The 26952-nt window shown below is 35.5% G+C and carries 25 protein-coding genes; 5 read left to right on the top strand and 20 right to left on the bottom strand.

Features of this window, described 5'->3' with window-relative positions; all coding sequences use genetic code 11:
- Nucleotides 1-5 precede the first annotated feature (5 nt).
- Nucleotides 6-1127 carry a glycosyltransferase family 4 protein gene (locus K350_RS0118955; RefSeq protein WP_245598677.1) on the bottom strand — a complete coding sequence of 374 codons (1122 nt, stop codon included), beginning with the start codon at nucleotides 1125-1127 and terminating at the stop codon, nucleotides 6-8.
- A gap of 239 nt (nucleotides 1128-1366) precedes the next feature.
- On the opposite strand from K350_RS0118955, the gene K350_RS0118950 reads away from it, so the two are divergent.
- Together K350_RS0118950 and K350_RS29535 are read left to right on the top strand one after the other, a co-directional pair.
- Nucleotides 1367-2551: an acyltransferase family protein gene (locus K350_RS0118950; protein ID WP_081671073.1), complete on the top strand. Its 1185-nt coding sequence runs from the start codon at nucleotides 1367-1369 to the stop codon at nucleotides 2549-2551.
- Nucleotides 2552-2709: 158 nt separating this feature from the next.
- Complete coding sequence (locus K350_RS29535) at nucleotides 2710-4071, top strand: hypothetical protein (protein ID WP_156027101.1); 1362 nt, start codon at nucleotides 2710-2712, stop codon at nucleotides 4069-4071.
- Here the strand turns inward: K350_RS29535 and K350_RS0118940 are convergent.
- The 14 genes from K350_RS0118940 to K350_RS0118875 are packed head-to-tail and all read right to left on the bottom strand — an operon-like array spanning nucleotide 4068 to nucleotide 17250.
- Nucleotides 4068-5288: a glycosyltransferase gene (locus K350_RS0118940; protein ID WP_028981235.1), complete on the bottom strand. Its 1221-nt coding sequence runs from the start codon at nucleotides 5286-5288 to the stop codon at nucleotides 4068-4070. The two genes, K350_RS29535 and K350_RS0118940, sit on opposite strands and share 4 nt — an antisense overlap.
- Nucleotides 5288-6166 carry a glycosyltransferase family 2 protein gene (locus K350_RS0118935; protein WP_028981234.1) on the bottom strand — a complete coding sequence of 293 codons (879 nt, stop codon included), beginning with the start codon at nucleotides 6164-6166 and terminating at the stop codon, nucleotides 5288-5290. Before K350_RS0118935 ends, K350_RS0118940 begins: the two co-directional genes overlap by 1 nt.
- Nucleotides 6166-7164, bottom strand: coding sequence for a glycosyltransferase family 2 protein (locus K350_RS31480; protein WP_051313348.1), 999 nt, complete (start codon nucleotides 7162-7164; stop codon nucleotides 6166-6168). The genes K350_RS0118935 and K350_RS31480 overlap by 1 nt, the downstream gene beginning before the upstream one ends.
- Nucleotides 7154-8029 (bottom strand): alpha-1,2-fucosyltransferase, encoded by an 876-nt coding sequence (locus K350_RS0118925; protein ID WP_028981233.1) that lies wholly within the window; start codon nucleotides 8027-8029, stop codon nucleotides 7154-7156. The genes K350_RS31480 and K350_RS0118925 overlap by 11 nt, the downstream gene beginning before the upstream one ends.
- On the bottom strand, nucleotides 8026-8988 hold the full coding sequence (locus tag K350_RS0118920; RefSeq protein WP_028981232.1) for a DUF6625 family protein: 963 nt from the start codon (nucleotides 8986-8988) through the stop codon (nucleotides 8026-8028). Before K350_RS0118920 ends, K350_RS0118925 begins: the two co-directional genes overlap by 4 nt.
- A complete protein-coding gene (locus K350_RS0118915) occupies nucleotides 8989-9753 on the bottom strand; it encodes an FkbM family methyltransferase (protein ID WP_028981231.1) in 765 nt (254 codons plus the stop codon).
- Between the two features lies 1 nt (nucleotide 9754).
- The gene (locus K350_RS0118910; RefSeq protein WP_028981230.1) at nucleotides 9755-10798 is read right to left on the bottom strand and encodes a glycosyltransferase family 61 protein; all 1044 of its coding nucleotides are present in this window, start codon (nucleotides 10796-10798) and stop codon (nucleotides 9755-9757) included.
- Nucleotides 10795-11742, bottom strand: a complete 948-nt coding sequence (locus K350_RS0118905) for a glycosyltransferase family A protein (protein ID WP_028981229.1) — start codon at nucleotides 11740-11742, stop codon at nucleotides 10795-10797. Before K350_RS0118905 ends, K350_RS0118910 begins: the two co-directional genes overlap by 4 nt.
- A complete protein-coding gene (locus K350_RS0118900) occupies nucleotides 11739-12893 on the bottom strand; it encodes a glycosyltransferase (protein ID WP_028981228.1) in 1155 nt (384 codons plus the stop codon). The genes K350_RS0118905 and K350_RS0118900 overlap by 4 nt, the downstream gene beginning before the upstream one ends.
- The gene (locus K350_RS0118895) at nucleotides 12872-13771 is read right to left on the bottom strand and encodes an NAD-dependent epimerase/dehydratase family protein (RefSeq protein WP_028981227.1); all 900 of its coding nucleotides are present in this window, start codon (nucleotides 13769-13771) and stop codon (nucleotides 12872-12874) included. Before K350_RS0118895 ends, K350_RS0118900 begins: the two co-directional genes overlap by 22 nt.
- A 1-nt stretch (nucleotide 13772) precedes the next feature.
- Nucleotides 13773-14579 carry a TylF/MycF/NovP-related O-methyltransferase gene (locus K350_RS0118890; RefSeq protein WP_051313347.1) on the bottom strand — a complete coding sequence of 269 codons (807 nt, stop codon included), beginning with the start codon at nucleotides 14577-14579 and terminating at the stop codon, nucleotides 13773-13775.
- A 6-nt stretch (nucleotides 14580-14585) separates the two neighbouring features.
- The gene (locus K350_RS29525) at nucleotides 14586-15197 is read right to left on the bottom strand and encodes an acyltransferase (protein WP_051313345.1); all 612 of its coding nucleotides are present in this window, start codon (nucleotides 15195-15197) and stop codon (nucleotides 14586-14588) included.
- Complete coding sequence (locus K350_RS32575) at nucleotides 15197-16402, bottom strand: ABC transporter ATP-binding protein (RefSeq protein WP_028981225.1); 1206 nt, start codon at nucleotides 16400-16402, stop codon at nucleotides 15197-15199. The genes K350_RS29525 and K350_RS32575 overlap by 1 nt, the downstream gene beginning before the upstream one ends.
- A 5-nt stretch (nucleotides 16403-16407) precedes the next feature.
- Nucleotides 16408-17250, bottom strand: coding sequence for an ABC transporter permease (locus K350_RS0118875; RefSeq protein WP_051313343.1), 843 nt, complete (start codon nucleotides 17248-17250; stop codon nucleotides 16408-16410).
- A 237-nt stretch (nucleotides 17251-17487) separates the two neighbouring features.
- On the opposite strand from K350_RS0118875, the gene K350_RS0118870 reads away from it, so the two are divergent.
- The 3 genes from K350_RS0118870 to K350_RS0118860 are packed head-to-tail and all read left to right on the top strand — an operon-like array spanning nucleotide 17488 to nucleotide 20238.
- Nucleotides 17488-18609: a DegT/DnrJ/EryC1/StrS family aminotransferase gene (locus K350_RS0118870; protein WP_037576415.1), complete on the top strand. Its 1122-nt coding sequence runs from the start codon at nucleotides 17488-17490 to the stop codon at nucleotides 18607-18609.
- 5 nt (nucleotides 18610-18614) lie between these two features.
- A complete protein-coding gene (locus K350_RS0118865; RefSeq protein WP_028981222.1) occupies nucleotides 18615-19193 on the top strand; it encodes an acyltransferase in 579 nt (192 codons plus the stop codon).
- A 7-nt stretch (nucleotides 19194-19200) separates the two neighbouring features.
- Nucleotides 19201-20238, top strand: coding sequence for a Gfo/Idh/MocA family protein (locus tag K350_RS0118860; protein ID WP_028981221.1), 1038 nt, complete (start codon nucleotides 19201-19203; stop codon nucleotides 20236-20238).
- Nucleotides 20239-20248: 10 nt separating this feature from the next.
- On the opposite strand, the gene K350_RS0118855 is transcribed toward K350_RS0118860, so the two are convergent.
- From K350_RS0118855 to K350_RS0118835, 5 genes are all read right to left on the bottom strand, one after another.
- Complete coding sequence (locus K350_RS0118855; RefSeq protein WP_028981220.1) at nucleotides 20249-21346, bottom strand: DegT/DnrJ/EryC1/StrS family aminotransferase; 1098 nt, start codon at nucleotides 21344-21346, stop codon at nucleotides 20249-20251.
- A 103-nt stretch (nucleotides 21347-21449) separates the two neighbouring features.
- A complete protein-coding gene (gene fcl, locus K350_RS0118850; protein WP_028981219.1) occupies nucleotides 21450-22376 on the bottom strand; it encodes a GDP-L-fucose synthase in 927 nt (308 codons plus the stop codon).
- Between the two features lies 1 nt (nucleotide 22377).
- Nucleotides 22378-23490, bottom strand: coding sequence for a GDP-mannose 4,6-dehydratase (gene gmd, locus K350_RS0118845; RefSeq protein ID WP_028981218.1), 1113 nt, complete (start codon nucleotides 23488-23490; stop codon nucleotides 22378-22380).
- A gap of 131 nt (nucleotides 23491-23621) precedes the next feature.
- Nucleotides 23622-25523 (bottom strand): asparagine synthase (glutamine-hydrolyzing), encoded by a 1902-nt coding sequence (gene asnB, locus K350_RS0118840; RefSeq protein ID WP_028981217.1) that lies wholly within the window; start codon nucleotides 25521-25523, stop codon nucleotides 23622-23624.
- A 19-nt stretch (nucleotides 25524-25542) separates the two neighbouring features.
- Nucleotides 25543-26940 carry an FAD-binding oxidoreductase gene (locus K350_RS0118835; RefSeq protein ID WP_028981216.1) on the bottom strand — a complete coding sequence of 466 codons (1398 nt, stop codon included), beginning with the start codon at nucleotides 26938-26940 and terminating at the stop codon, nucleotides 25543-25545.
- Nucleotides 26941-26952 lie beyond the last annotated feature (12 nt).

Raw genomic sequence — 26952 nt, 5'->3', positions numbered from 1 at the left:
TTTTATTAAGAAAATAAACTTAAGAAATTCTCCTGATTTGATTTTACGGAATATTTATTTACAATTTTTTCCCTGGCTTTTTTACCCATTTCAGAACGCAGCTGAGCGTTATCAATAAGATCTGTGAGATGCTTTAGCCAATCTATTTCAGAATCACATACAAAACCATTGATCCCATGGTCTACAATTTCGGTATTTACGCCGACAGGAGACACTAGAGCGGGAATTCCAAGCGCCATATACTGCAATGCTTTAAATCCACATTTGCCTCTCGTCCATTCGTTATCAGCAAGGGGCATAATGCCTATATTCATAGCAAGGAGATCCTCCTGCTCAGTCTGTTCGTTCCATTTAACAAACTTCATCTGAGGAAATTCAAAATCAGGTTTTTGATTGGATATGACTAACAACTTAAATTCTTTAATCTGATATAATTTTCTCAGAAAAGGAATTGCCTGTTCGAGGTAAATCATTGTGGAATGTGTGCCAGTCCAGCCAATTACCACCTCGTCAGTATTTTGATCTTTTAGTTTAAAATGAAGTCCTTCGGTATCGATGGTTGTCGGGTTAATCATTACATTCTTATTGAACTCCTGTGCATGATTTTTCAAGTAAGAATTACCACAACTAATCTTATAAGACCACTTGATGATTTTATTAACCTTGCCAGGATTCTTTGCCACTTTAGTTAGAAAATTTTCCTTACCTGTCTGAGCCATCCAAATAGCATCATCGAAATCATAAATAATCTTTCTTCTAAGTACTTTGGCAAAAAACCATTCAAAGACTGGTGGGCCGACAGGAGAAGCTTCCCTGTGAATGAAAACATATTCATACCTGAATGCTGTAGTTAATAAGGTAATTCTTCTGAAAAAACCAGAGAAGAAACCATTAATTTTTAAGTACAAATTTCCTTTGGAATACAGAATACTCCATGTCTCCTGTCCAATAAATGACTGGAAAACAGGTACTATATTATTTGCTTTTAATAGATGAATATATTGTTCAAAACGGAATCTTTGAGAAGGAGCGGAATTTAAGGGATAAGGGATTAAGAAGAGGACTTTCGGCATATATAAACGATTCCTGAATATACTTTCGGAAAAGTAATAAAAAATTAACTCCATTTTCCGATTTTTATTTAAACGTAAATCTTTCCTGAAATTTATACTCCTATTATTTGACAATAAAAAAGCATCACCTTCTTTATTGCTAAAAATGAAGAAAAGCAGTAAGTCGAATTTTTCCCATAGGCCATCTTTACTCAAATGCATTCATAACTTAATTATGAAGAATTTATGTATCTGCAAGGAGATTATGTTTCTTATATCATATTATAAAAATCAAATATATTTGCACTCCATGAATGCTACTAATAAGTCAGACCATGCTTAAAGAAAAACACGAGAAGCAAATTATTCCCAATCTCAATGCTCTGAGATTCATCTCTGCGCTCTTCGTTTTCCTTATACACTATTTCAACTATATTAATTATAAACAAGTATACGATCATCCAATCGGCCTATTTATATATCAGAATATTATACAGAAAGGCAGCCTAGGTGTAAATTTCTTTTTTGTTTTAAGTGGATTTCTAATCACTCATTTACTCATAAATGAACAGGAATCGACAGGTAAGATTTCTTTGAAAAGTTTCTACTATAAAAGAATCTTAAGGATCTGGCCTATTTATTTTCTAATCCTATTCATTGCATTTAGTATCTACCCCATCATAAGTAACAATTTTTCTTTACAAGTATTTGCTACCCACGCTCCATGGTATTTCGCCTTCGTAGGTAATTTGGACAGAGCATATACAAACTTCTCAGGAATGGGTTGCGACCTGGCAGGCATTATGTGGTCTATTTGTGTAGAAGAGCAATTCTATCTATTCTGGCCTCTTATGTTTATATTATTCCCATTAAAAAGACTTTCAATATTGCTAATCATTTTCATAGCAATTTCATTAGTATTCAGATTTACCTATCTTTCAAATGAGCATCTGCTTTATTTTCATTCGCTTTCTGTAATGAATGATATATTGGTAGGTTGTCTTGGTGCTACTCTTTTAAAATTATTTCCAAGTATAAAAAAGTACATAATTGACACCAGCAACCTTACTATTATTCTTCTATATCTGAGCTTTATCATCTATGTAGGTTTTCAAAAAGAAATATGCAATGCCTATTATTCCATAAATATTTTGAACAGGATGATCATATCAATATTCTTTATACTGATCATATTTCACCAATCGTTCTCCTTAAAGGGATTCAAAGCCGGTACAATTCCATACCTTGAAAAACTGGGTACTATAAGTTATGGTTTCTACGCCTATCATTTAATTTCCATTATGGTTCTTCAAAAATTACTGATTGTATTTAAAATCGATTATAGTTATTTGTGGGCCTATTTTTATCCAGGAATGCTTTTCTGCATAGGACTTACCCTTATTCTCAGTATATTAAGCTTCAGATATTTCGAAAGCCCTTTCTTGAAACTTAAAGATCAACACCATAAAAAAATCTCATTGGAAACGCCTCTGCAATAAGTTTTAAATTACCCTTCCTCTAGTAAGATTTAAACTAAGCCTTATAATGTCTGCAAAAATATTATAAGGTTAAAAATTTCGTTATTGAGAATCAGATTTGTGTAAATTGCTAGGATTATAGCTCTGGCAAGCACCTACGACCCAATTCAAAAGAGAAAATGCTCGGAATTCAGGATTTATTACTCACTCCGGTTTACTTAATTCTAATATACCTCGTGGCTTTTTTTTACAGAACAAAATTTGTAAAAAGGTCTGATGATAAAAAATACTTTATATATGGATTATCTTTAAAACTGATCGGAGCTTTATTCCTTGGCATAATTTATCAATTTTACTATTCCGGAGGTGATACTTTTAATTATTTTCACGATATAAAATACATTTTCGATCTCTTTTTTTCCTCACCGGAAGAAGCTTTGAAGCTGATATTCCTTGACATTAATAATTTTAACTATCAGATTCTTCAGCATACAAGCAATCTTTATTTTTCTCAGGATCCATCCAGCTATTTCCTAATCAGAATAGGTGCAATCCTTTCTGTATTTTCGTTTGGAACATATAGTATTATCGGTCTTTTCTTTGCAATTATCAGTTTCAGCGGCTTGTGGAAAATGTATGTTACATTGATTAAGATATACCCTACTCTCCACAAAGAACTGGCCATTAGTATATTTTTTATCCCATCTGTTTCCTTCTGGGGATCCGGACTAATGAAAGATAGCCTGACTCTTGCGGCACTTTCTTTTGCCTTCAGCTATTTCCTCAAGTATTTCATATTAAAGGAAAGGAAAACATTATATCTAGGGATCATTTTAATAATGTTGTTTGTCCTGAAATCAGTTAAAATATATATAGCCCTGTGCTTCATTCCGGCTGCTTTAATTTATCTCTTTGTCTATTTTAACTTTAAAATCAGATCCAGAACATTAAGACTTTTTATAAAACCAGTCTTCCTTGTTACCGGTTTTACCCTTGCTTTTTTGGCAATATCAAAGCTTTCAGAAACTGATTCAAGATATAGTCTTGACAACTTCGTTCAGACTGCTAAAAAAACTTCCAGTTGGATTTCATATGTAAGTGTTAAGGAAGGTGGTTCTTATTACACACTGGGAACCTATGATGCATCATTATCAGGAATGTTAAAAATAGCACCTTCTGCTGTGTGGGTTACTTTGTTCAGGCCTTATCCCTGGGAATCCAAAAATATAGTAATGACGCTTTCTTCGTTAGAAAGTCTCATATTTTTAATTTTCACACTTTATGTTTTCAGGAAAGGGCCGGTAAGTCTATTTAGAGTCATTAACAGTGATCCTTACTTACAATTTGCTCTATTGTTTGCCCTCACATTTTCATTTGCAGTCGGCGTTTCTACTTACAACTTCGGTAGCCTTGTTAGATATAAAACACCAATGATGTCGTTTTATATGTCAGCTCTTTTTATCATAAATAATTATTATAAACAAAGAGAAAAAAAGTCTGAGAGGAAAGGTCAAAGGATGTCTTTAGAAAGCCAGAATTAGCCACAATAAACCTGCTGATAAACTTTTTTGGCAATATCATAAGATCTGTATTTTTCGGCCACTGATCTGATCTTGTAAAACAACGCTTCTTGATCTGTCTTCAGAATTGAATCTATTTCTCTTATTGCAGAAATATATCCTTCCGGGTTGAATTTCCTCAATATACTACCTATTCCATTTTGTTCTATAAGCTCTGAATTGTCCGAAATAAATTCTGTAATAACTACAGGTAATCCCATGGCCCAATACTCACCTGTTTTAATTGGAGAACCATATCTTTTAGATGGAACAGGTTTAAAGGGCGTAAGCCCAAAGTCTCCCAATCCTATGTATAGTGGAATTTGAGAATGTGGTACAAACCTGGTTATGACAACATCCGGATCTAAGTTGGATGCCATACAATATTTTAAAATTTCTTCTTTGGAATGGCTTGTCAATAAAAGGACCTTAAACTTGTCTTTCCAATAATCATGTCCTGCTTTAAAGAAATCAAATACCTCTTGCTCCAAATACATACTTCCGAATTTTCCTGCATAAACACAAACGATCTTGTTGTTCAGATCTAAAGAGTTAAGCAGGTCTTTATTCTTCTTTGCTGACTTATCAAACATCTGCAAATCCACGCATGCAGGTTTTACAAAGAACTCAGATGTATTCTCAAGTTTGTATTTTTCCCGAGCATATTCTTTCATGCCTTCAGTAGTTGTGATAACTTTCTTAGCGCGCTTGCCCTGTAACTGTTCAAGCTTAAATAAAATTCTGAATGCTAAACCATTGCTTTTCCATGTTCCTGTTTCAACCATGGTTTCTGCATGGGGCTCATAACTATCAATGATCAGCTCTATATTTAATAATCTTGAAAGGACATATGCCATAGATCCCGCCGGAGTGCAAAAAGAGTGGATTGTATCTATCTTCTTTATTTTGCAAAAGATGATAAGATATAAAACATTAAATATCTGTCTCAAAATACCTCTCAATCCAAAACGATTATAAGTAAGAGGAAGCCAGGATAGGCCTTTCTTTTGTAAGTCTTCAGATACAGATTTCTTGTTAAGTTCCTGATACTTCTTCTGTTCAAAAGTTACAAGAAATAACTGAGCATCCTTTAAACACAAGTCCTTCATTATTTTAACATAAGGAAGGGTATAAGTCTGAACCAGAGCGTCATTATAACTCCAGTAAGTAAGCACTAATATATTTTTATTTTCCCCCATTAAAACAAGTATTTTAAAATGGCATAAAATCTTCTTTTCATAAGAAATAACGGATCAAGCAATAAGCCTATCAATAAATACTTAATACTTTTTAATCGATACCTTTTTGAAATCGCAAGATGAAGAGAAATATATGTATAGCTACTTGCCTTTAACTTATTTATTCTATTTCCATAAAAAGCCAGAATATCTTTATTGTTACTTACCACTTCAAAAAACAATTCAAACCTATTAACTAATATTTCCGGTTTTACATCATAAACACTTCTTCCTGTATGATTGATCATTGATGAGGTTATAATATTAGAAAACCGGAACCGGAACTTTGATGCGAGCCTCAGCCAAAGTTCCCAATCTTCAAGCCCTGCAAGCTTTCTGTCTTCAACAAACAGATTCTTTATAGCTATATCTTTTCTCAGGAAAACGCCATTACAGCTTAAAAAATTTCCTTCTATCAGCTTTTCATTAATGTGCTCATTCATTTCATCCATTTGCCATAATAGCTTTCCAACCTCATTCTTTACCTCATATCTCTGGCAAAAAACTTCTGGCCTATTAAACCCTAAGATAGAGGTATATGCTGTCAAAAAATGATTCTCATAGAAGAGATCATCTGAATCCACAAATGTTATATAATCTCCGCTTGCTGCAAGAATACCTGTATTTCGTGCTGCCCCTCTTTCTTCATTAACTTTTTTCTTTATATAAACAATCCTTGAATCATTTAGAGTCTTCACCTTTCCTTCTGTATTATCAGTGCTACCATCATCCACAACTATTACTTCAAAATCTTTAAAATTTTGATTTAATATTGAATTTAAGGTTCTGATAATTATATCCCCCCTATTGTATGCAGGTATTATAACAGATATTAACATTAATTTCTGGTTAATTTTCTTAGGAAGGATATCAAAGATTTAGGAAAATAAAGTGATCTGAAACTAAGTGCAGATAATTTCATATCCCTGTAAAACAACGGATCTGTCCGTTCTATAATCTTACATAGCTTGAAAGCTCTCACGAGTTCCAGAGCGCTATAGTTATAATGAGCCTGAATATACAGATGGTACAGTAAAGATTTCTTTAAATGCTCAGCACTCAGTTTTTGAGTTACATCGTAGGTGCTATTATCAAAAGTATACAGCTCAGCATCCTTTAAAATTTTAATGATTTCTTCATTACCTTTTAAGGACCTTGCTACAGAAGAAAATATTTTTGCCCAGTCTGCAGCAAATTTTAAATCATCATTAGACTTGCTGGATTTATGAATGCGATATTTAGAAAATAAGTAATCTACTTTCATAAACTGAAATCCCTGAAGATAAGCTCTGACATAAAGATCAAAATCCATCCCGTAATGCAAAGATGTATTTACTCTTAACAGGTTGTTCAACACTTTCCTTCTCAAGAATGATGCTGGTTGGGGAAAAGGAATATATGCCAGATATTTGTATTCAAGATCAACATCATCTTTTCCAATAATTTGATTCTTTATATCATCTCCGAAAAGAAGTGACTGGCCATGAATAATATCTATATCGGGGTTCTGATTGAAGAGTTCATTGATCTTACTTAATGATCCTTCAAGGAGAACATCATCACTGTTCAACCACATTAATATATCACCGGTAGCTTTATCAAAGCCTTTATTGATCGCCTCGCTTTGTCCGCTGTCCGGCTCACTTACCCAATAAGATAATCCTGAACTATACTTCTGTATAATTTCAAGCGAATTATCTTTACTTCCACCATCTATAATAATAAGCTCTACATCTGGATAGTTCTGATTGAGTACCGACAATATAGTTTCCTCCAGGTAAATTCCCTGATTATATGATGGAGTGATGATAGATATCTTATTTAACTTAGAATTCATTTATTACTTCGAAATCCTTTAGTTCGAAAAGGGTTTGAGGATTTTTAATCATATATAATGGTTTCTCCCCATAAAACGAGGCCCACATTGTAAAGGTGCTTGGTGGCCCGATAATGTAATCACATTTACTTAATGTGTATAAGTCATCAAGTTCAAAACCTGGGCCTGTTTCGACAGAAAGATTATTTTGCCTAAAGTAATCAAGGTTTAGGGTTTCATTCGAACATAAGATAAAAGTTAAGTCTCTTGCTTTCAATAATTGGCTTACTCTTTTAATCTGTTGTAAATACTGTTCATCCGAATAATAGTAAATCCCATTCTCAAAACTCTTATAATCCCCTCTTCTGATATGTATTCCTACATAAATTCTGGTACCTGATTTAATTACTTTCTCAGCATATGATTCTATTCTTGAGAAATACTTTTCTGAAGGAATAAAATATTTAATTATTTCATTCCTGTTTTTTACCAACAGCGTATTAGCCCTGAACTTCCAACCCTTAACCAGTATGATTTTACCTTTGCTTTCTTTTAAAATTTTATTGGTTTCTATATCAAGCTCTTCGTTTTCCGAAATAGCAATAGTTTTTATAAAACCATTGAAAAATCTAAGTCTCTTTATAACTGCAAATAAGTAGTAAAAGAAGAAGTAATTTATTCTCCTTAATTTATACAGGCTGAACCAGCTTTTTGATGCTCTCGGATACATACTCACTGCAGGTCCGCTGCCGTCAAAGTAAACTGTATATTCATCAAATGCAGGATTCAACAATTTCAGATTATGTTCTCTTGCAAAGGCTATGAATGAAGCAAAGACGATTAATCTATTCCCCAATTGTCCAGGTTTATTACAAATTATAATCATTCTCCAAACCCTACCTTTCTTTTAAGGATACTTAAAACTCCTTCCCTGACAAAGCTTTTCTTAATGCCTTTGATGCAATATCTCAACCGCCTATAAAACCATATACCTTTCCCCAAAAATCCTGAATCAAAATTTGATCTTATTCCAAAAGGGGAAATATATAATTCTTCGGTTCCAGGTTTTAACAGCGGAATAAAAAACCTCCAGATTTTCTTTACAGTAATCAGATGATAATACATTAACTCCTTTCCATCAGAAAGATCTATAAGCTTACCATTCGAATATGCATAATTTATTTTATCGGGATACTCTCTTATCTCTTCTCCGAACTTTGCGCTAATGCTTCCATTATGCATCGCATTCTGAACTATGTCAAACATGCTAACCATTTTTCCTTCAGAGACAAGTTCATCAATCAAGCGAAACTTCCCATCCCATCTATGGCAGCACTCCTCAAATGCATAGTATATTTCAGAATTTAACATGTCATACACCTGAGGGTTTTGAAGAAATAATTGATTAATTTTTCTATCATTTCTAAAAAGAGTAAAATGCCCCGCAGTCCAATTTTCCTTTGTAGAAAACACATCAATATTCTTCAATTTTTCTTCAGATAAGAAATTGGTAAGATTACCCCAGATAATATCTAGATCACACCAGCCCCAATAGTCAAACTCTTTCAGTAGGTCTTCAAAGACCAAACCGATCGAGGGCTTATAATCATTTAACTTCCAGCTATTGTGAATCGTGAATGTCCTACCAAGTTTTAATGATACCTTATCTTCAATATCCTTTAAATTCATTTTCACGAAATGAATATTCTTGTCATGTTTATTTTCAGTTAACTGATCATTTATGATAAAAAAATCGATCGATGGATTATTATTTGCAGTTAATAAAAAATATGGGTAATAACCTGGCAAATCGCCTATGAAACAAGCAACAAGACCAATTTTCATTTACAACTCCTCCTGCTTTTTGAACAAAATATCTGTAACTGTAATTGGTTGCCCCACATGCATGTTGCAAGGGAAAGCATATGCATAAAAATTATTCTTTCCCAGGAAAGAAATTATTTCATGGAATAAAGCCTGTCCTTTATGCCTTTCGGAGAAACTTACTTCCAGAATCAGATATTGACATCTCTTCAAACATTCTGAAGCATTTTTTAAAACTTCAAGCTCATATCCTTCAACATCAAGTTTCATCAGCTGTGGATATGGTAAATTATTTTCATGAACATAATCATCCAACCTTCTGACAGGAGTAAAGACCTCACCGGTCTTTCTTTCATTGGGAAAAATGTTTGTTATAGCTTCAGTAATTTCAAGAAAACTTGATGAATGACCTGCAATATGCATACTCATTTCACCATTCATATTTCCGATGCCAATCTTATGAAGGCGAACATTATCAACCTTCCTTGTATTAGCCAAAAACTTTTCCTGGTATTCCTTAATAGGCTCAAAAGCATGAATAGCTGCTTTAGGGACCATTGTCTTTGCTAACAAAGACCATGTACCAACATTAGCACCTAAATCATAGATCGTGTTTACCTCAATCTCCTCCATTATTATTTGAAGGAATTCCAGAGAATCCAGTTGATTCAGGCTTAATGAAGCTGCAGGCGTGCCTTTGACCTTCCTTAATCTTTTCTTATCAAAAAAAAACTCCCCTAACCTTTGGATAAGCAGAATTGGATTATATAATAACTCAGTTCTCATTTTATAAAGTTAGCAAATCCTCAACTGATTTTCTTAGTTCTGTAATTTCCACCTTTAAATCAAAATTATTGGCAGAAGAAGAAATTTGATTGTGTTCGCAAAAAAGATAGTTATAATTTACACTCAATGAATCCGCAAGAAAATAATAAACATTGTTTTCGAAATCATTTTCTTTCCTCAGCTCTAATACGCCGCTGCCTGGCTTCAAAAAATGTATATGCGTTAGGCCCCCTCCATGTATGCCAACCAAATATTTTGCGTGATACATTATTTTCACCTGATCAAAAAATGAAAAATCTTCCAGATATACTATTGAGAAGCCATATTCATTCTTTAAAACAGTAGTTACTTCTTCCTCATTAAGAACTTTTCTGCGAGAAGCTTTTGCCCTGGAAATATAAATTTTTTCCCCTTTATCGCTTCCTAAATCTTTTACCTCAAGCTTATTCCACACATGATCTCTTAATTTCTGTACATTTTCCGGGCGAAAAATGCCAGAGGGAGCTATGTAGTTCAGGCTATACATATTTGAAATTCTAAAATACTCCTTCTCTTCAATGTACTCAATTCTTTTAATATTAAATAAAGATAACGTTTCCTGGTACAGCTGCTCATTCTTAAAGTAGAATGGGACTATAACAACATATTCGTTAATCTCATCTTTAATCTCGACAAGCCTGGTCAGGCAATCCGAAATCCAATGAAAAAAGCCTTTGGGTCCTGAATAATTATCATAAACAAGAAGGTATTTTTCTTTCCCTGAAAGAACTCTTCCTTTTGAAAGAAGTAAAACTTTGATTAAAAAGCGAAACCAATATTTCTGGAAGTCTTGTTCAAAGCAGTTAACAAGAGCTTTATATGGTTTAAAATTTTGGAAAATGACTCCGTTTGAAGTAAGCAGAACGTTGTCAAATCTTAGTAAATCTGACTTATTAAAAGTTGAGAATTTCAAATTTTCAAATGAATCTTGATCACCGGCCCTCATTCTTGCAGGGGCTGCTCTTTTTAAGCACGCAGGGTAATATATAGTTCTGACGCTCTTCATTGAATTAAAGATGCCCTTAACCCCCTGTTCCAGGCATTTCTGACTTTAAAAAACTTATAAAACAAAAATGGATTACCTCCTGCCTTAACCATTTGCTTTACTGCAAAACCAACACCTGAAAAGATATTATAAGGAATATGATTGTTCTTTTCTTCCGGAAACATTTCAAACAAAGCAGTATAATATGATTTGGAGATATTATAATTAAGATCTGTAAGGTATTTCAGATGCGTCCTCTTAAAAGGTATAATATGGGTTAATGCAAGGTCGGGAGATGAGCCTGCTGGTATTTTGTTAAGAATGGCAGTCCATACAATCTGTGAATCCCCGGCACTGGACAAAGTTCCCGCCTTTCTGTCTATGGCAGTTATTTTCCCTGATTCGAAATTCCTTCTATACATTTCAAAGACATCCTTTCTCACTGCCATACCAGAGCCTACAGGATAATACTCCGGCCACCCCACTATGCATCCATATTGTACATATTTCTGCTTTCTATACTGAAACATATCTTTGAAATGTTTCCTGAGCCACAAAGGTGCATTGTCAATAAAGTCTACCTCTATAGCACCTGCCCCCCACGCTCCAACAAAAGAGTAATTATCCCAAAGATATTTAAGCGTAATAAGATAATGGAAAGAAAGCTCATTGTCATCATCAGCAAAAACCACATACGACCCTTTGCTTTCCTGTACACCCTTTATTCTTGCAAAGGCAAGCCCAGGTGTAACTTCTTCCACAACTCTCAGTACTCCATTTTTCCTTTTTAATGCATCCTGAACAAATTGAATGTTTTTTAACTTTTCTTTTGAATTATTATCTACCAAAATAATTTCATAGTCAAAACCATCAGTTTTTTGATTAAGTGCCGCATTAATGCACCTCTCTAACAGGCGAAGGTCAGGATTGTAACTACAAATTATTATGGAGAAAAGAGTTGTCATAGTTCAAAAACCAATTCAAGATTCTCTTTAAACTTATTTATTTCGACTGAATAATCTTTTACCTTGATAGATTCAGGTGATTCAAAAACTTTGAGCATAATTTCAGCCAACTCTTTAAAATCAAATGGATCGAAAAAATATGCGTTGTCGACAATCTGTTCTTTATTCACGCTTATACTGGAAGCAATAACTCTATGATTCATCGCCTTAACATCTTCTATAACGATGCTCCATCCTTCAAACAGCGATGGCTGCACTACTGCAATAGAATTCTTCATTAAGGCAAGTTGGTCTTCTCTATTTATAAAACCAGTATAGATTACGTCCTCATTAAGTTGATTAAGATTGATATAGTAATCTAATTTCTTCTTAAGGTCCTTGTCTCTGTCGCTGGATGTCTTTCCTGTAAATACCATTTGGAAAGGCATATAGCCCAACTTTTTTTTAACCTGGCTCATTGCCTTCAGCACATTGATGTGATTCTTATGAGGCCAGAATTGATTCGCTACAAGAAAATAAGGACGGCTAATGTTTACCTTACCTTTAAGCTGACTTATGTTTATTTGATTAAAAGGAGGAAGAAAAGATGTAAAATTTACAACTTTAATTTTATTGGCATGAGATGGATAGTACCTCTCATAGTCTCTCTTTGAATCATCGCTGCTTAAGATCAGATCACATTCAAGCTTCGAAATGTGATCAAGAAAGATCGTATGATTATCCAGATCCGCCGGTGAGAAATAAACAGGATAATGGAATTCCTGAAAGTCAGGTTTCCAGATAATCTTATGCTTAATGTAAGTACATTCAGGTCTTTCAGAATAAGGAAAAATACAATCTAAATCCTGGGGGAATCCTTTATCAATAAATGGTGTAAGATTTTTCCCCAAGATCTTTCTTGATATTTTATTTACTGCTCGTTGTAATGCGCTTGCGTAAATATCTTTCAATTCATAAAGTTCAAGATAAGGATAGTTGAATTGCTTGAGCTCATCTAAAGGACTATCCTCTTTATGAAGAATTACAAATATCGGTTTCTTATTATCATCAATCAAATTACAAGTTCTGATGATATTTAAAATATAAATTACAATAGAAGGGAAAGTTCTGTAGCTCTCCAGAAACAGCCCTATACGTTTTCTTTCAACCATTTTAAGTACATTGATATCCCACTCTCTATATCCACCTTTTGTGAATATCCAAGTTCTTCTATTTTACTGATGTCAGCTCTCCAGTTTAGCGGATCTCCCTCACGGACCTGCTGTGTAAAAACAATTTCCCCTTTGTATCCAGCTGCTTTAAGAAAGTGATTAGCTATCCAATCTATTGTAAATTCTTTACCATTGGCTATATTATAAGCTTCTCCATGCTTTTTACCTTTTCTCACAATCAGATCAACAGCCTCAAGCAGATCGGTGATATAAATGAAGTCCCTGGACTCTTTACCTGTTCCAAACAGGCTAACATTTTCCTCTTTCTTGCTCTTGTGATAAAGATCCCACAGCAATAATTTAGCTTGCCCGGGACCATAAACCGAGAATGGTCTTACACTGAAGGTTGGTACACCATATATTTGTGAATATTCCCGACATACCAGCTCTGCCATATACTTATGCCAGCCATAAGGTGATAAAGGATTGATCTTGCTCTCTTCATTAATGGGCAAAGAGGCAGGGTTACCATAAACTGCCGCACTTGAAAAGTTGACAAATAAAGTTTTTAGTCCAAGATTCTTTATTGCATTAAGAATGATAGAAACCTGAAGGGTATTAGCTTCAAGGTCGGCCTGAGAATTTTCTATTGAAAAATTTATGTTGGCATTACCTGCTGTAAAAAAGCAATAATCCGGCTGTACTGATTTTAATATCTTCTCATACGGAATTACATTCGGTAATACCTTAAAGTATTTATATGTGGGAGAAATGTTGTTGACGAGATCCATTCCAAAGACTTCATAGTCTTTTTTCTGATAGTACTCAACAATATGTCTTCCTATGAATCCACAACTACCAATGATTAAAACTTTCATTTTACTTTTTTAAAATAATGCCCTGTCCTGTTGGCAAAGAAAGTATTTGTACCTTCTTTTTCTTTGCAAATGCATCAAAGGCATTTTTTTGTTCGATATGTTTAGGAAATCCATAATCGTCCAGAATTATAACTCCTCCGGAAACAATCTTATCCCAATAAAATTCCGCTGCTGCTATCTCAGGTTCCACACAGTTCATATCTATACTCAGATAGCAAATCTTGTCAACCTTAACTGATGAAAGGCTCTGAGGGACTATGCCTTTGACAATCCTGACATTTTCAAATGGTGCAAAAGTCTCCTTAACCTGATTGTAAACATCATTATAAAACCCTACATAACCTCCAATGCCAGCTTCTTTTTCTTTTTCAGAGACCATTGACTCTACCAATCCTTCATAGGTATCAAAAAGATAAAACTGTTTTTCAAGCTTTTCAAATTTTACATATTCAATAATGGCTCTTGCGTATGCTCCGGTATTTACACCACATTCTACAAAATCACCATCAAGATCTTTTACAAAATTTGCAAACCAACAAACTGTATAAACCCTCCATTGCAAAGTAAAATTAGGCCATGGATTGGTTTCCTTAGCCAATTGATAAGCTTTGGAAAAGTTTTCCTCAGTAATAAAGTCACAATTATTGCTAGTGATTAAACCGTCAGCAAAAAAAGTGACTGGCCCCTGAAGTTCTTCAGGAGTGAATAATTCACTATTGTATTTTATAGAATTATAATTATTTAAAAACCATTTAAGTCTTACCCTTAAAAGCCTTAGTCTGTCTGGTATAAGATCTCTAAGATTCATACTTACTTAATCAACTTGTTTTATCACTTGAGCAGGATTTCCTGCAACTACAGAATTTCTGCCCACCTTTTTTGTTACAACACTTCCAGCACCTACTACAACATTTTCTTCCAGTATCACACCTTTTGTAAGTATACTATTGAATCCGATCCAGCAATTATTTTCAATTAAAATTCTTGCATATTTTACATTGGACCAGTCTTTATATTGCCATCCTTTTGCCCATGAAAGTACATCATTTTTGCGTTCTTCAGCATGGAGAGAATGTGCATTCGTATCTATCAAGGTACATCCCCAGGAGATCATTACATCATCTTTAATCTCGATTGTATCATAACAATAAATTTTCGTGCCAGGCCCTATATATACACGATCTCCTATGATTACTTTTGAATCATGTTTATACAATACTATCTCACCATGAATAATAGAATCGTTTCCGATACTCACATTGGTATTTCCCCTTACCGGACCATTTATTAATATATCCAGAGCATGAATATCAGTTCTATTTCCAATAGTATAATTTTTATTAACAGCATACATTTTCATCTTAAGTGTTCTGCTGTCAAAAAAATATCTTAACCGATAATAAAGCTTCTTCAGATACAATTCCATTAATTCACCACTTTATAATCGAGAATAAAATTTCCGTAGTCCACCCCTTCAAACAGAGCCATATTAGACCCGTTATCCTGAATCTTAATCGGACATATCATTTCTACCAGGTCATATACTTTGCCATGCGGAAAAAACAAAGCAACTCTGAAAGCGTAACTATTTGGAGCAATTATTTTTGCCGGATATTCAATTTTTAATTTATAGATATCTTCACCAAGATTTTCAAATTTATCCAAATCTTCAATCAATGTTGTTAAATATTCTCCGGTCTTGCTTTGAATTGTACAGGAAAGTTTAACACCTCTTGCGACAGATGTATTTTTGATAATAATTTCAATCAGAATTTTCTGGTCGAAAACGAAGGAGTTTGTTTGCTCATTTTTGTCATTCAATGTTCTGACTGAACTTATATAAATTTCTTTTGAAGAGCTTTCATTAATGTATTGATCCTCCTTACTCTGATGGTTATTTATATAAAGATCGATAACAGAGGCTGGTGTATCATCATGAACCAGAGTGCCATTATTAAGTAATATTGCTCTCCTGCAGAGTTGTGAAACTATTCCCAGTTGATGACTGACAAATAAAATTGTTCTTCCGCTTTTACTAATCTCCCCCATCTTTCCAATACATTTTTTTTGGAATTCTGCATCACCCACAGCAAGAACCTCATCAATAATTAATATCTCCGGCTCAAGATGAGCAGCAACAGCAAATGCCAGTCTTAGCTGCATTCCGCTGCTATAGTGTTTCAGCTGAGTTTCAAGAAACTTTTCTACACCACTGAAATCTATTATTGAATCTAAATGCTTGACAATCTCGCTTTTCTTAAGCCCAAGAATAGATCCGTTAAGAAAAATATTCTCTCTACCGGTCAATTCAGGATGAAAGCCGGTACCGACTTCCAGCAGACTTGAAATTCGTCCTCTGGATATAATTTTTCCTTCTGTGGGAGTTGTGATCTTTGATAGAATCTTTAATAATGTAGATTTCCCGGCTCCGTTTCTTCCGATAATTCCAATACTTTCACCTGGATATATATCAAATGAAAGATCCTTCAATGCCCAGAAGTCCTCTTTTGCACTTGCCTTTTTACCGGTAAATAAATCCGTTATAGTATCTCGCAAAGACAGGTACCCTGCTCCTTCCTTATTAATCCGGTATTTTTTCGAAATATTTTTTACTTCAAGTATCGGTTTCATAATTATCAGGCCAAATCAGCAAAGTAAGCCTCTGTTTTTTTGAAAATCAAAATACCCAGAACAGCTATAATTAAGGCAGAGCCAACGCTTATCAAAAGAGGTATGATATCTACTGAAGTATTTGTAAGACCTGCTCTGCTCAGATTTATGGCTCCTGTCATTGGATTTAAGGCAAAAAAATATTTAGCCCAATCTGATTTAATAATAGAAACAGGATATATCACTGGGGTGAGAAATAATGTAAGCTGTATAATAAATGGTATGGTATAGCGAAAATCTCTATATTTTACATTTAAGGCTGAAAGCAAGGTGCCTAATCCAAAAGTGGTTAAAATAGTTAACAAAAGTCCTAATGGAAGAAAAGCAAAGAACCTGAATGGAACTGAAAATCCTAAAATCAGTGCCAGCCCCACAAAAAGAATAAATGTAAAAACAAAATCAAACACTGATACAAGTAATGCGGATACCGGAATTATCAGTCTTGGGAAATAGATCTTTTTTATAATATTCGCATTTGAAACCATGCTATCACCAGAATTGGTAAGCCCGCTGGAGAAAATGTTCCAGAACATCAATCCGGAAAACACAAATAAAGGATATGGCAATCCCATTGACGGGACTTTAAGCAATCTTCCAAAGAAAACTGAAAACACTATCATTGTAATAAAAGGTTGTAATACAACCCAGGCTACTCCAAGATAGGTCTGCTTATACTTAACTTTAATATCCCTCCAGGTAAAAAAATAAAAGAGTTCTTTATATTGCCAAAGTTCACTAAGGTTTAACGAAAGATTTCCGGCGGGTTTTATTTCATATTCAATTCGTTCTAAATTTTCTATTTCACTCATGAAAACTATTCAATAATGGATTTTTACGCTGAGAAATGACTTTCAGTTTATTTCTACGTCCCTTTTTCATCCTTCCGGAATAAAAACGCTATTTTAAGGATATTTATATTTTAATATTTTTGGGGACCTTCATGCTAAAAGACGCGGTTTTAAGTCTTTTATTTAAATTTACATTTTAATAATCTCTCCTTCAAAGGAAGCAACAACTTTTTAAATTATTGAGTTAAAAAACAAGGAATGCAAATAAAGCTGGTTGATCTGGAAAAACAATATTTCCGATATAAAACTGAAATAGATAATGAACTGAGACGAGTCATTTCTTCAACTCATTTTATTCAAGGTCCTCAAGTAAAAGCTTTTGAATCTGAACTTTCCAAATTTGTAAATATCCCTTTCTGCATCAGTTGTGGAAATGGAACAGATGCACTTCAGATCGCTTTAATGGCTTGCGAATTACAGGAAAACGCTGAAATTATTATCCCTGCCTTCAGCTATGTCGCCCCTCTGGAAGCAGCAGCAATATTAAAATTAAAGCCAGTATTGATAGATTCTGACCCGACTTCCTTTAACATCGATCCGCTAAAAATTCCTCCACTGATCACTTCGCAAACCAGGGCTATTATTGCGGTTCATTTGTTTGGCCAGGCATGTGACATGGCAACAATTAAAAAACTTACTGAAAAAACTGGGATCAAAATTATTGAAGACAATGCACAGTCCCTTGGATCTGAGCACATTTTAAAGCAGGAAAAGGTCACGACCGGTTCAATTGGTGACATCAGTACAACTTCCTTTTTTCCATCCAAAGTTTTAGGATGCTTTGGTGATGGTGGAGCTATTTTTACCGCTGACAATAACCTGGCCCAAAAAATCAAAATGATAGCCAATCATGGTCAGGCTCAGAAATATCAGCACGAATTAGTTGGGGTAAATTCCAGGCTGGATACAATTCAGGCGGCAGTTTTATCTGTCAAATTAAAATATCTTGCAGAAGACATTTCAAAAAGACAAAAAGCCGCAGAATTTTATAATGAAAAATTTGCCGGCATTGAAGAAATTGTCACTCCTGCTATTTCTTCAGGAAACAGCCATGTTTTTCATCAATACACTCTAAGAATAAAGAAAAAAAGAAACGACCTTAGGAAATTCCTTGAAGAAAATGGCATTCCTTCAATGATTTATTATCCGGTTCCCCTTCATCTTCAGAAGGCTTATTCGTATTTAGGATATAAAAAAGGAGATTTTCCGGTAGCTGAAATGTTGGCAGAAGAGGTACTTTCTCTGCCCATGCATCCGGATCTTAATCCCGAAGAATTATCTTATATTGCGAATAAATTACTGGCTTTCTTCAAAGCCTAATTTTTATGCCTGAGAATTATTTTGTACATGAAACCGCAGTCGTAGATCCTGGTTGTGTCATCGGGGGAGGCACCAAAATCTGGCATTTCTGTCATATTATGCCTAATTCCAAAATCGGAGACAATTGTTCGCTGGGTCAAAACGTTGTTATATCACCGGGAACCATTCTTGGCAATAATGTTAAAATTCAGAATAATGTCTCCGTATACACAGGTGTCGAATGTGAAGATGATGTCTTTCTTGGACCTTCAATGGTTTTTACCAATGTAATAAATCCGAGAAGCGCTATTGTCAGAAAAAGCGAATACAAAAAGACACTTGTTAAAAGAGGGGCTACGATTGGCGCCAACGCTACAATTATCTGCGGAATCACCATCGGAGAATTTGCCTTTATCGGAGCAGGTACCGTAGTGACAAAATCAGTTCAGCCATTTGCCCTGATTATAGGAAACCCTGGCAGACATAAAGGCTGGATGAGCGAATACGGACATAAATTACAGTTTAACGAAGCCGGAATTGCTGTTTGCAGAGAAAGCGGACAACAATACGAGTTAAAAAACAGTACAGTAAATAGAATTAGTTAATATTATAGTGAAGGAAGAAACGATAAAATTTGCAATCATAGGTTGCGGTCATATTGGAAAAAGACATGCTGCAATGATTGAGCAACATCCTGAGGCTGAAGTTGTCGCTCTATGCGATATAAAACCTAAAGAAAATTTAGATCTGGCCAGCTTTAGTCATCTTCCTTTTTATAATTCTATAAATGCCCTATTAAAAAATCATCCCGAATCCCGCGTAATTAATATATGCACACCCAATGCGCTCCATGCAGATCAGGCAATAATCGCTCTTCAGGCAAATAAATCCGTAGTCATTGAAAAGCCTATGGATATTTCTTCAGATAAATGCCGCGAGGTAATTGAAGAAAGCAGGAGAATGAACAAGCAAGTATTCTGTGTTATGCAGAATAGATATAGTCCGCCGTCTGTATGGTTGAAAAATATCATGGAAGAAAAACGACTGGGTAAAATATACATGGTGCAGATCAATTGTTTCTGGAACAGGGATGAACGTTATTACCATAAACATACCTGGAAAGGAACTAAAAAGCTTGATGGAGGAACCTTATTCACTCAGTTTTCTCATTTCATAGATATGATGTTCTGGCTTTTTGGAGACATCAAGAATATTCGTTCTACTTTTCATAATTTTTCACACAACGGCCTCACAGAATTCGAAGACTCAGGATACATTAACTTTGACTTTGTACATGAAGGAACAGGCTCTTTTAATTTTACCACTTCTGTTTATGATAAAAACCTGGAAAGCAGTATTACCATAATCGGCGAAAAAGGTACAATAAAAGTAGGAGGACAATATATGAATGAAGTGGTTTATTGCAATGTCAAAGATTATACAATGCCTGAGCTTGCGCCATCCAATCCACCGAATGATTATGGATATTACAAAGGTTCTGCTGCGAATCATCATTTCATTATAGAAAATGTGGTGGATACTTTAAAAGGCAGAAGCCGCGCTACCACTACAGCAGAAGAAGGAATGCAGGTTGTTGATATGATCGAAAGAATGATCAAGGCCGGTAAAAAACATTTACTGCCTTTCTGAAAAAAGAATCTTAATATTTATTTATCACCTGGGCAATATATTCCAGCTCAGATTGTCTTAACTCAGGGAACATTGGAAGCGAAAGACAATGCTCTGCAAGATATTCGGAATTCGGCAGATCCCCTTTTGAATAGCCCAAAGATGAATATGCTTTTTGAAGGTGACAAGGTATGGGATAATGAAGGCCGCTTCCTATCTTATGTTGGTTTAAATAATCCCGAAAACCATCTCTGTCCTTGATAGTCGCTACAAAAAGATGATACACCGAATGACAGTTCTCAGGTACATATTGAAATGTCAGTTTAGGATTTTTGATAGTACCTATATAAAATTCAGCAATCTCTCTTCGTCTAAAATTCCATTCATTCAAATGCTTTAATTTTACTGATAAAAATGCCGCCTGAAGAGCATCAATCCTCATGTTAAAGCCTATTTCTTCATGGACATATTTTTCAACACTTCCATGATTTCTTAATCTTTTAACTCTCTCCGAAACCTCATCATCATTAGTTACCACAGCTCCGGCTTCACCATACGCTCCAAGGTTTTTTACCGGGTAAAAGCTAAAGGTGCCCGCTTTTCCAAAATTTCCGACAGACACTCCGTTGTAGGTCGCCCCCTGTGCCTGAGCACAATCTTCTATAAGTAATAGTTTATTTTCTTCTGCAATTTTTCGAATGCCTTCAACATCAAATGGCATTCCATAAAGATGCACACCTATAATCGCTTTTGTCTTTGACGTAATTTTTCTCTTCACATCTTCCGGACTTATTTGCCATGTATCAGTTGTGCAGTCCACAAATACCGGGACTCCTCCAATGTGCGAGACGGCAGCTGCTGTAGCGATAAATGAATTAGCCGGAACGATAACTTCATCGTTCTCTTTGATTCCGCAGGATTTTAGAGCTAGTACAATTGCTGAAGTTCCGTTATCGACGCCTACAGCATGTTTTACCTTACAAAAAGAAGCAAATTGTTCCTCGAATTTTTCAACGTCGGAACCAAGTGAAAATGTTGAAGCTTCAAAAACCTCTTCACTTGCCTTAAGCAGCTCTTGCTTTATCTTTTGATATTGTCTGCTTAGATCAAGAAAAGGAATGAAGTCCATTTTATAACTCTGAGGTGGATTTATTTTATTACACAAAAAAATAATAAAAAGATAAACGCCACCTGCACTTTTAATTATAAGCTACAGGCGGCGTTCCAATTATCTACAATATTGATTTGACCTCACTATACACAGAAGCAATTCCTTCTTCAAGAGGAATACTTGCCTTCCAGCCCAAACCATTAAGGCAGCCTACATCCATTAATTTCCTTGGTGTTCCATCAGGTTTAGATGTATCAAAAACCAACTCTCCTTCAAAGCCAACAATCTTTTTGACAAGTAGCGCAAGGTCTTTGATAGTGATATCATCCCCTACTCCGATGTTCAGAAATCCTTTTTCATTATAGTTTTGCATCAAAAAGAAACATGCATCCGCAAGGTCATCCACATGAAGGAACTCCCTCTTTGGAGAACCGGTTCCCCATATCTCAACAGTCTCCTGAGCTTCCTTTTTTGCAGTGTGAAACTTTCTGATCAGTGCAGGTAATACGTGAGAATTCTTAAGGTCATAATTGTCATTAGGACCATAAAGATTAGTAGGCATTACAGAAATGAAATTGCATCCATACTGATCTCTGTATGCTTCACACATCTTTATTCCAGCAATTTTAGCAATTGCATAAGGTTCGTTAGTATACTCAAGTAAACCTGTTAAAAGACTTTCTTCCTTTAAAGGCTGGGGCGCCAGTTTTGGATAAATACAGGAAGAGCCCAGAAACATCAGCTTCTTCACCTTATGTACATAGGCCTGATGAATCACATTATTCTGTATCATCAGGTTTTCATAGATAAAATCTGCCCGGTAAGTGTTGTTGGCCAATATTCCTCCTACTTTGGCTGCAGCAAGAAATACATACTCAGGTTTTTCCTTTTCAAAGAAATCCTGCACCTGCTTCTGATCTCTTAGATCCAGCTCCTTAGAGGTTCTAAGGACCAGGTTGGAGAATCCTTCCTTCTGCAGCTTCCTTACAATGGCAGAACCTACCATTCCCCTCGACCCGGCAACAAAAATTTTACTGTCCTTCTGCATACTATTCAAAATAATTCAGAATCTTATGTCCGCCTTGTTTCAGATATTCGTCTCTCTTAAATAGTTCAACATCCGATTTTACCATTTCCTTAACTAAAGACTTTAAATTATACTGAGGCTTCCATTTAAGTTTTTTCTTAGCCTTAGTTGGGTTTCCGATTAATAGTTCTACTTCGGTAGGTCTGAAATACATCGGATCAACTGCTAAAACCTCTGTTCCTTTTTTCAACTGGAAGGCCTTATTAGAGCAGGACTTAACCTTTGCAACTTCTTTAACTCCTTTACCTTTGAACTCAAGTTCTATACCCACTTCTTTAAATGCAAGGATTACAAAGTCTCTTACTGTAGTTGTAATACCGGTGGCAATTACAAAGTCTTCAGGTTTTGTCTGCTGAAGCATCAGCCACATTGCCTCTACATAATCTTTAGCATGCCCCCAGTCCCTTTTAGCATCAAGGTTGCCGAGATAAAGTTTATCCTGAAGGCCTAGTGCAATACGTGCAACCCCTCTTGTGATTTTTCTTGTTACGAAAGTTTCACCTCTTAGAGGAGATTCGTGGTTAAACAGGATACCATTTACCGCGAACATATTATAAGCTTCTCTGTAGTTTACTGTGATCCAGTAACCATACATTTTAGCTACTGCGTATGGAGATCTTGGATAGAAAGGGGTTTTTTCACTTTGAGGAACTTCTTGTACCAAACCGTAAAGCTCAGAAGTAGAAGCTTGATAGATCTTAGTTTTCTCCGTCAACCCTAATAAACGAACTGCTTCCAGAATCCTCAATGTACCCAGCCCGTCAACATTTGCAGTGTATTCAGGAGTTTCAAAACTAACCTTCACGTGCGACATCGCACCAAGATTGTAAATCTCGTCGGGTTGTACTTCCTGGATAATCCTGATGATGTTTGTTGAATCTGTAAGATCGCCGTAATGAAGCTTCAGATTAACATTCTTTTCATGGGGATCCATGTAAAGGTGATCGATTCTGTCTGTATTAAAAAGAGATGTTCTTCTCTTTATTCCATGAACTTCATAACCTTTTTTAAGAAGAAGTTCTGCCAGATATGCACCATCCTGACCTGTAATTCCAGTAATTAAAGCTTTTTTCATTTTTTAAAATATCGAAACTTTCAACCTTACGCTGAAAGTCCCTCTCCTGTTTTAAAATATTTATATTCTGACCTTTGGTAATACCAAAAGCCACTATTTAATTTAAACTATTTTCAAAAATAGTAAATTAATTAATTATATCTGAAAATGTATTTTCTATACCAGTATTGGAAAACCAGTAAATTCCAGACTTTATCCTGATCTAAGGCTTTTCCCCCAAAAAGCTGCTCTTTTACTCCTTTAATATACTCTGGAGAAAAAATTCCCTGCTCCCTAATAAATTCGTCTTCAAGCAGTTGTTCCTTGATCAATGGACGCAACTCAAATTTGAACCACTTCATCATTGGAACGTCAAATCCTTGCTTAGGCCGGCGGTAGAGTTCTTTAGGCAAGACCTCCTTGAAGGCATCCTGCAAAATTCTTTTTTGCATAGATTCGCCGATCTTATAGGATGAGGGCAAGCCATTTACATATTCAACGAGACGATGGTCCAGGAATGGACTTCTGACTTCCTGACTATTGGCCATAGACATCATATCTGCTTTGAACAGCATATCGTTTGGAAGTACAAAATTTATATCCGACAAAAGCACCTGGTTGATGTCCGGCTTTCCTTTGAAAAATCTTTGATAATATTTATTTCTCTGCCCCAACTCCCCTACTCCTGCCTCTGCCCAAAAGTTTTCTGTAAATATTCCTTTCAATGTCGCTTCATTATTTAATGAACACCAAAGCAAATACCTGTCTGCATCTTTCAGCCTCGCCCCTTCTGCAAGCTTAATTGCCTGACGGACCTTATTATAAAAAGGAGAATTCCTGGAAGATGGTAATTGCTTAAGCAATGGTAATAAAGCAGTAGCAGCATTCATCAGAAAACCTCCCTGCCTAATCTTGTAATCCGCAAAATGTTTATTGTATCCACCAAACACCTCGTCTCCTCCATCACCTGACAACGCGACTTTCATCTTCTTGGATGTGCGTTTGCTCAAAATATACAATGGAAGGACCGATGAATCGGAGAATGGTTCATCTATATAATCCAGCACATTATAGACCTCTTCAAGTAGGTCTTCATTGGTTAGTGTAAATACAGTATGATTTGTCTGAAATTTATCCGCAACAAGTTTCGCATACTTTGTCTCGTCAAAAAATGGCTCATCCTTAAAGCCAATTGAAAAGGTATTCAGATATTTGTTATGATTGCTAGCCAATGCAACGATGACCGAAGAATCTATCCCTCCACTCAGAAAAGCCCCCAGAGGGACATCTGAGATCATCCTTTTCTTCACAGAATCATCAAGTAATTCGATGATCTTCTGCTTTGCTGCATCATAGGAATCAGTTACCGGAACTGATTTTTCAGATAGATCATAATATCTGTGAATCCTTAAATCTCTTTTCTTTACATTCAGATAGGTGCCAGGCTCAAGTTTTTTAACTCCTTTAATAATTGAATGTGGTGCCGGAATAAAACCAAACTGCAGATATTGCAGCACAGCAGTATTATCTACATGTCGTTCAATATTATAAGCTAGTAAAGACTTCAGCTCCGAAGCAAACAGGAACTTATCATCATCCTCATAATAGTATAAAGGTTTTACTCCAAACCTGTCTCTTGCCAGCAGTATTGAATTTTCTTCTAAATCAAGCAGTGCAAAGGAAAAAAAACCGATTAGCTTTTGGAGACATCCAGGTCCTTCATAAATCAAAAGCTTTAGTAAAACTTCAGTGTCTGAATTAGAATTGAAAGAAACACCTTTATTAATAAGGCCTGTCTTTAGTTCCTGATAGTTAAAGACCTCCCCGTTATATACCAGAATGTACCTTCCGGTTTCATCTTTCATCGGCTGATCGCCGTTTCTGCTGGTATCTATAATTGATAACCTTCTATGGCCTAAACCAAATGTATCATCTATATAACTCCCTCTCCAGTCAGGCCCTCTGTTTTCAAGCTTGTTCATTGCCTTTACAAGGTTGATCATGTACAAGCTTCCGATCTGGTTATAGGCAAATATTCCTGTTATTCCACACATTTAAAGTATATCCTTTGACTTAAAAAATTTTATTCGGGTTTAAAATTCCATTGGGATCAAAAGCTTTTTTGATCTCTCTCATCAACTCCAGCTGTTTTTCTCCAATCGCTATTTCAATATAAGGACGCTGAACGTAGCCAATACCATGCTCTCCAGAGATTGTACCACCAACTGCAACTGTATATTTGAATAATTCTTTAATACCTTCCTGAATATTTTCATTCCATTCTTTTTCACTCAGATTTCCTCTTACAATGTTTACATGCAGATTACCATCCCCGGCATGTCCATAGCAAACAGACTTAAAATTATATTTATTGGAAATTCTTTTAATTTCTTTAATAAGCGCAGGCAACTCCGCTCTGGGAACAACAGTATCTTCTTCTTTATATATTGAGTTTGACTTTACTGCATGACCAACATTTCTTCTGACTTTCCATAAGTCTTCCTTTTGTTGTGCCGAATCTGCAAACAAAGGCTCATAAATGTCAAAGCCACTTACAGCTTCATAAATTTTTTCAGCATCACGAGAAAGCAAGTCAAGATCATTTCCATCTACCTCTACCAGAAGATGAGCTTCAACATCTTGAGGAAGATCCAAATCTAAATTGAGATATCTAACACTCCATTCAATAGCATCTCTTTCCATGAACTCAAGTGCTGAAGGTCTTACACCTGTATGCAATATTGTGTTAACAGCCTCACAAGCCTGTTCTGAAGATCTGAAAGGAATAAGCATTACAATGTCTTTAGGAGGGTGAGGTATAAGCCTGAAAACTACTTTTGTTATAATACCGAGTGTACCTTCACTTCCAATCATTAGTTGCGTGAGGTTATATCCGGTTGCATTTTTCAATACATTGGCACCCGTCCAGATAATTTCCCCTGTAGGCAAAACCACTTCAAGGTTCAATACGTAATCTTTGGTAACACCGTATTTTACTGCTTTCGGCCCCCCTGAAGACTCTGCAAGGTTTCCTCCGATAAAACAGCTTCCTCTGCTTGAAGGGTCAGGAGGGTAAAACAGGCCCTTAGCAATTACTGCTTCCTGAAATATTTGAGTCACAACCCCAGTCTCCACAGTAGCCTGAAAATTTTTTTCATCTATGGAAATAATCTTATTAAGTCTTTCTGTAGAAAGAAGAATCCCCTTTTCAACAGGCAATGCTCCACCACTCAAGCCAGTACCAGCACCTCTGGGTGTAACAGGAATTTTATGTTGATTGGCAAGCCTGATTATCAAACTGATTTCCTGAGGATTGGCAGGCTTCACAACCACATGAGGGAGAAAAACAAGATCTTCTGTCTCATCCTGACCATATTTTTCCAATGATTCAGAATCTGTGAACACAAACTCAGGGCCAGTAATTTTTACCAACTCATCAATAAAATTTTCCGTAATCGTTTGCGTATTCATTGTAGCCCTTTA

Origin of the sequence: Sporocytophaga myxococcoides DSM 11118 (genome assembly GCF_000426725.1) — a bacterium.
GTDB classification, from domain to species: domain Bacteria; phylum Bacteroidota; class Bacteroidia; order Cytophagales; family Cytophagaceae; genus Sporocytophaga; species Sporocytophaga myxococcoides.
This window is presented reverse-complemented; position numbering and strand designations above follow the sequence as displayed.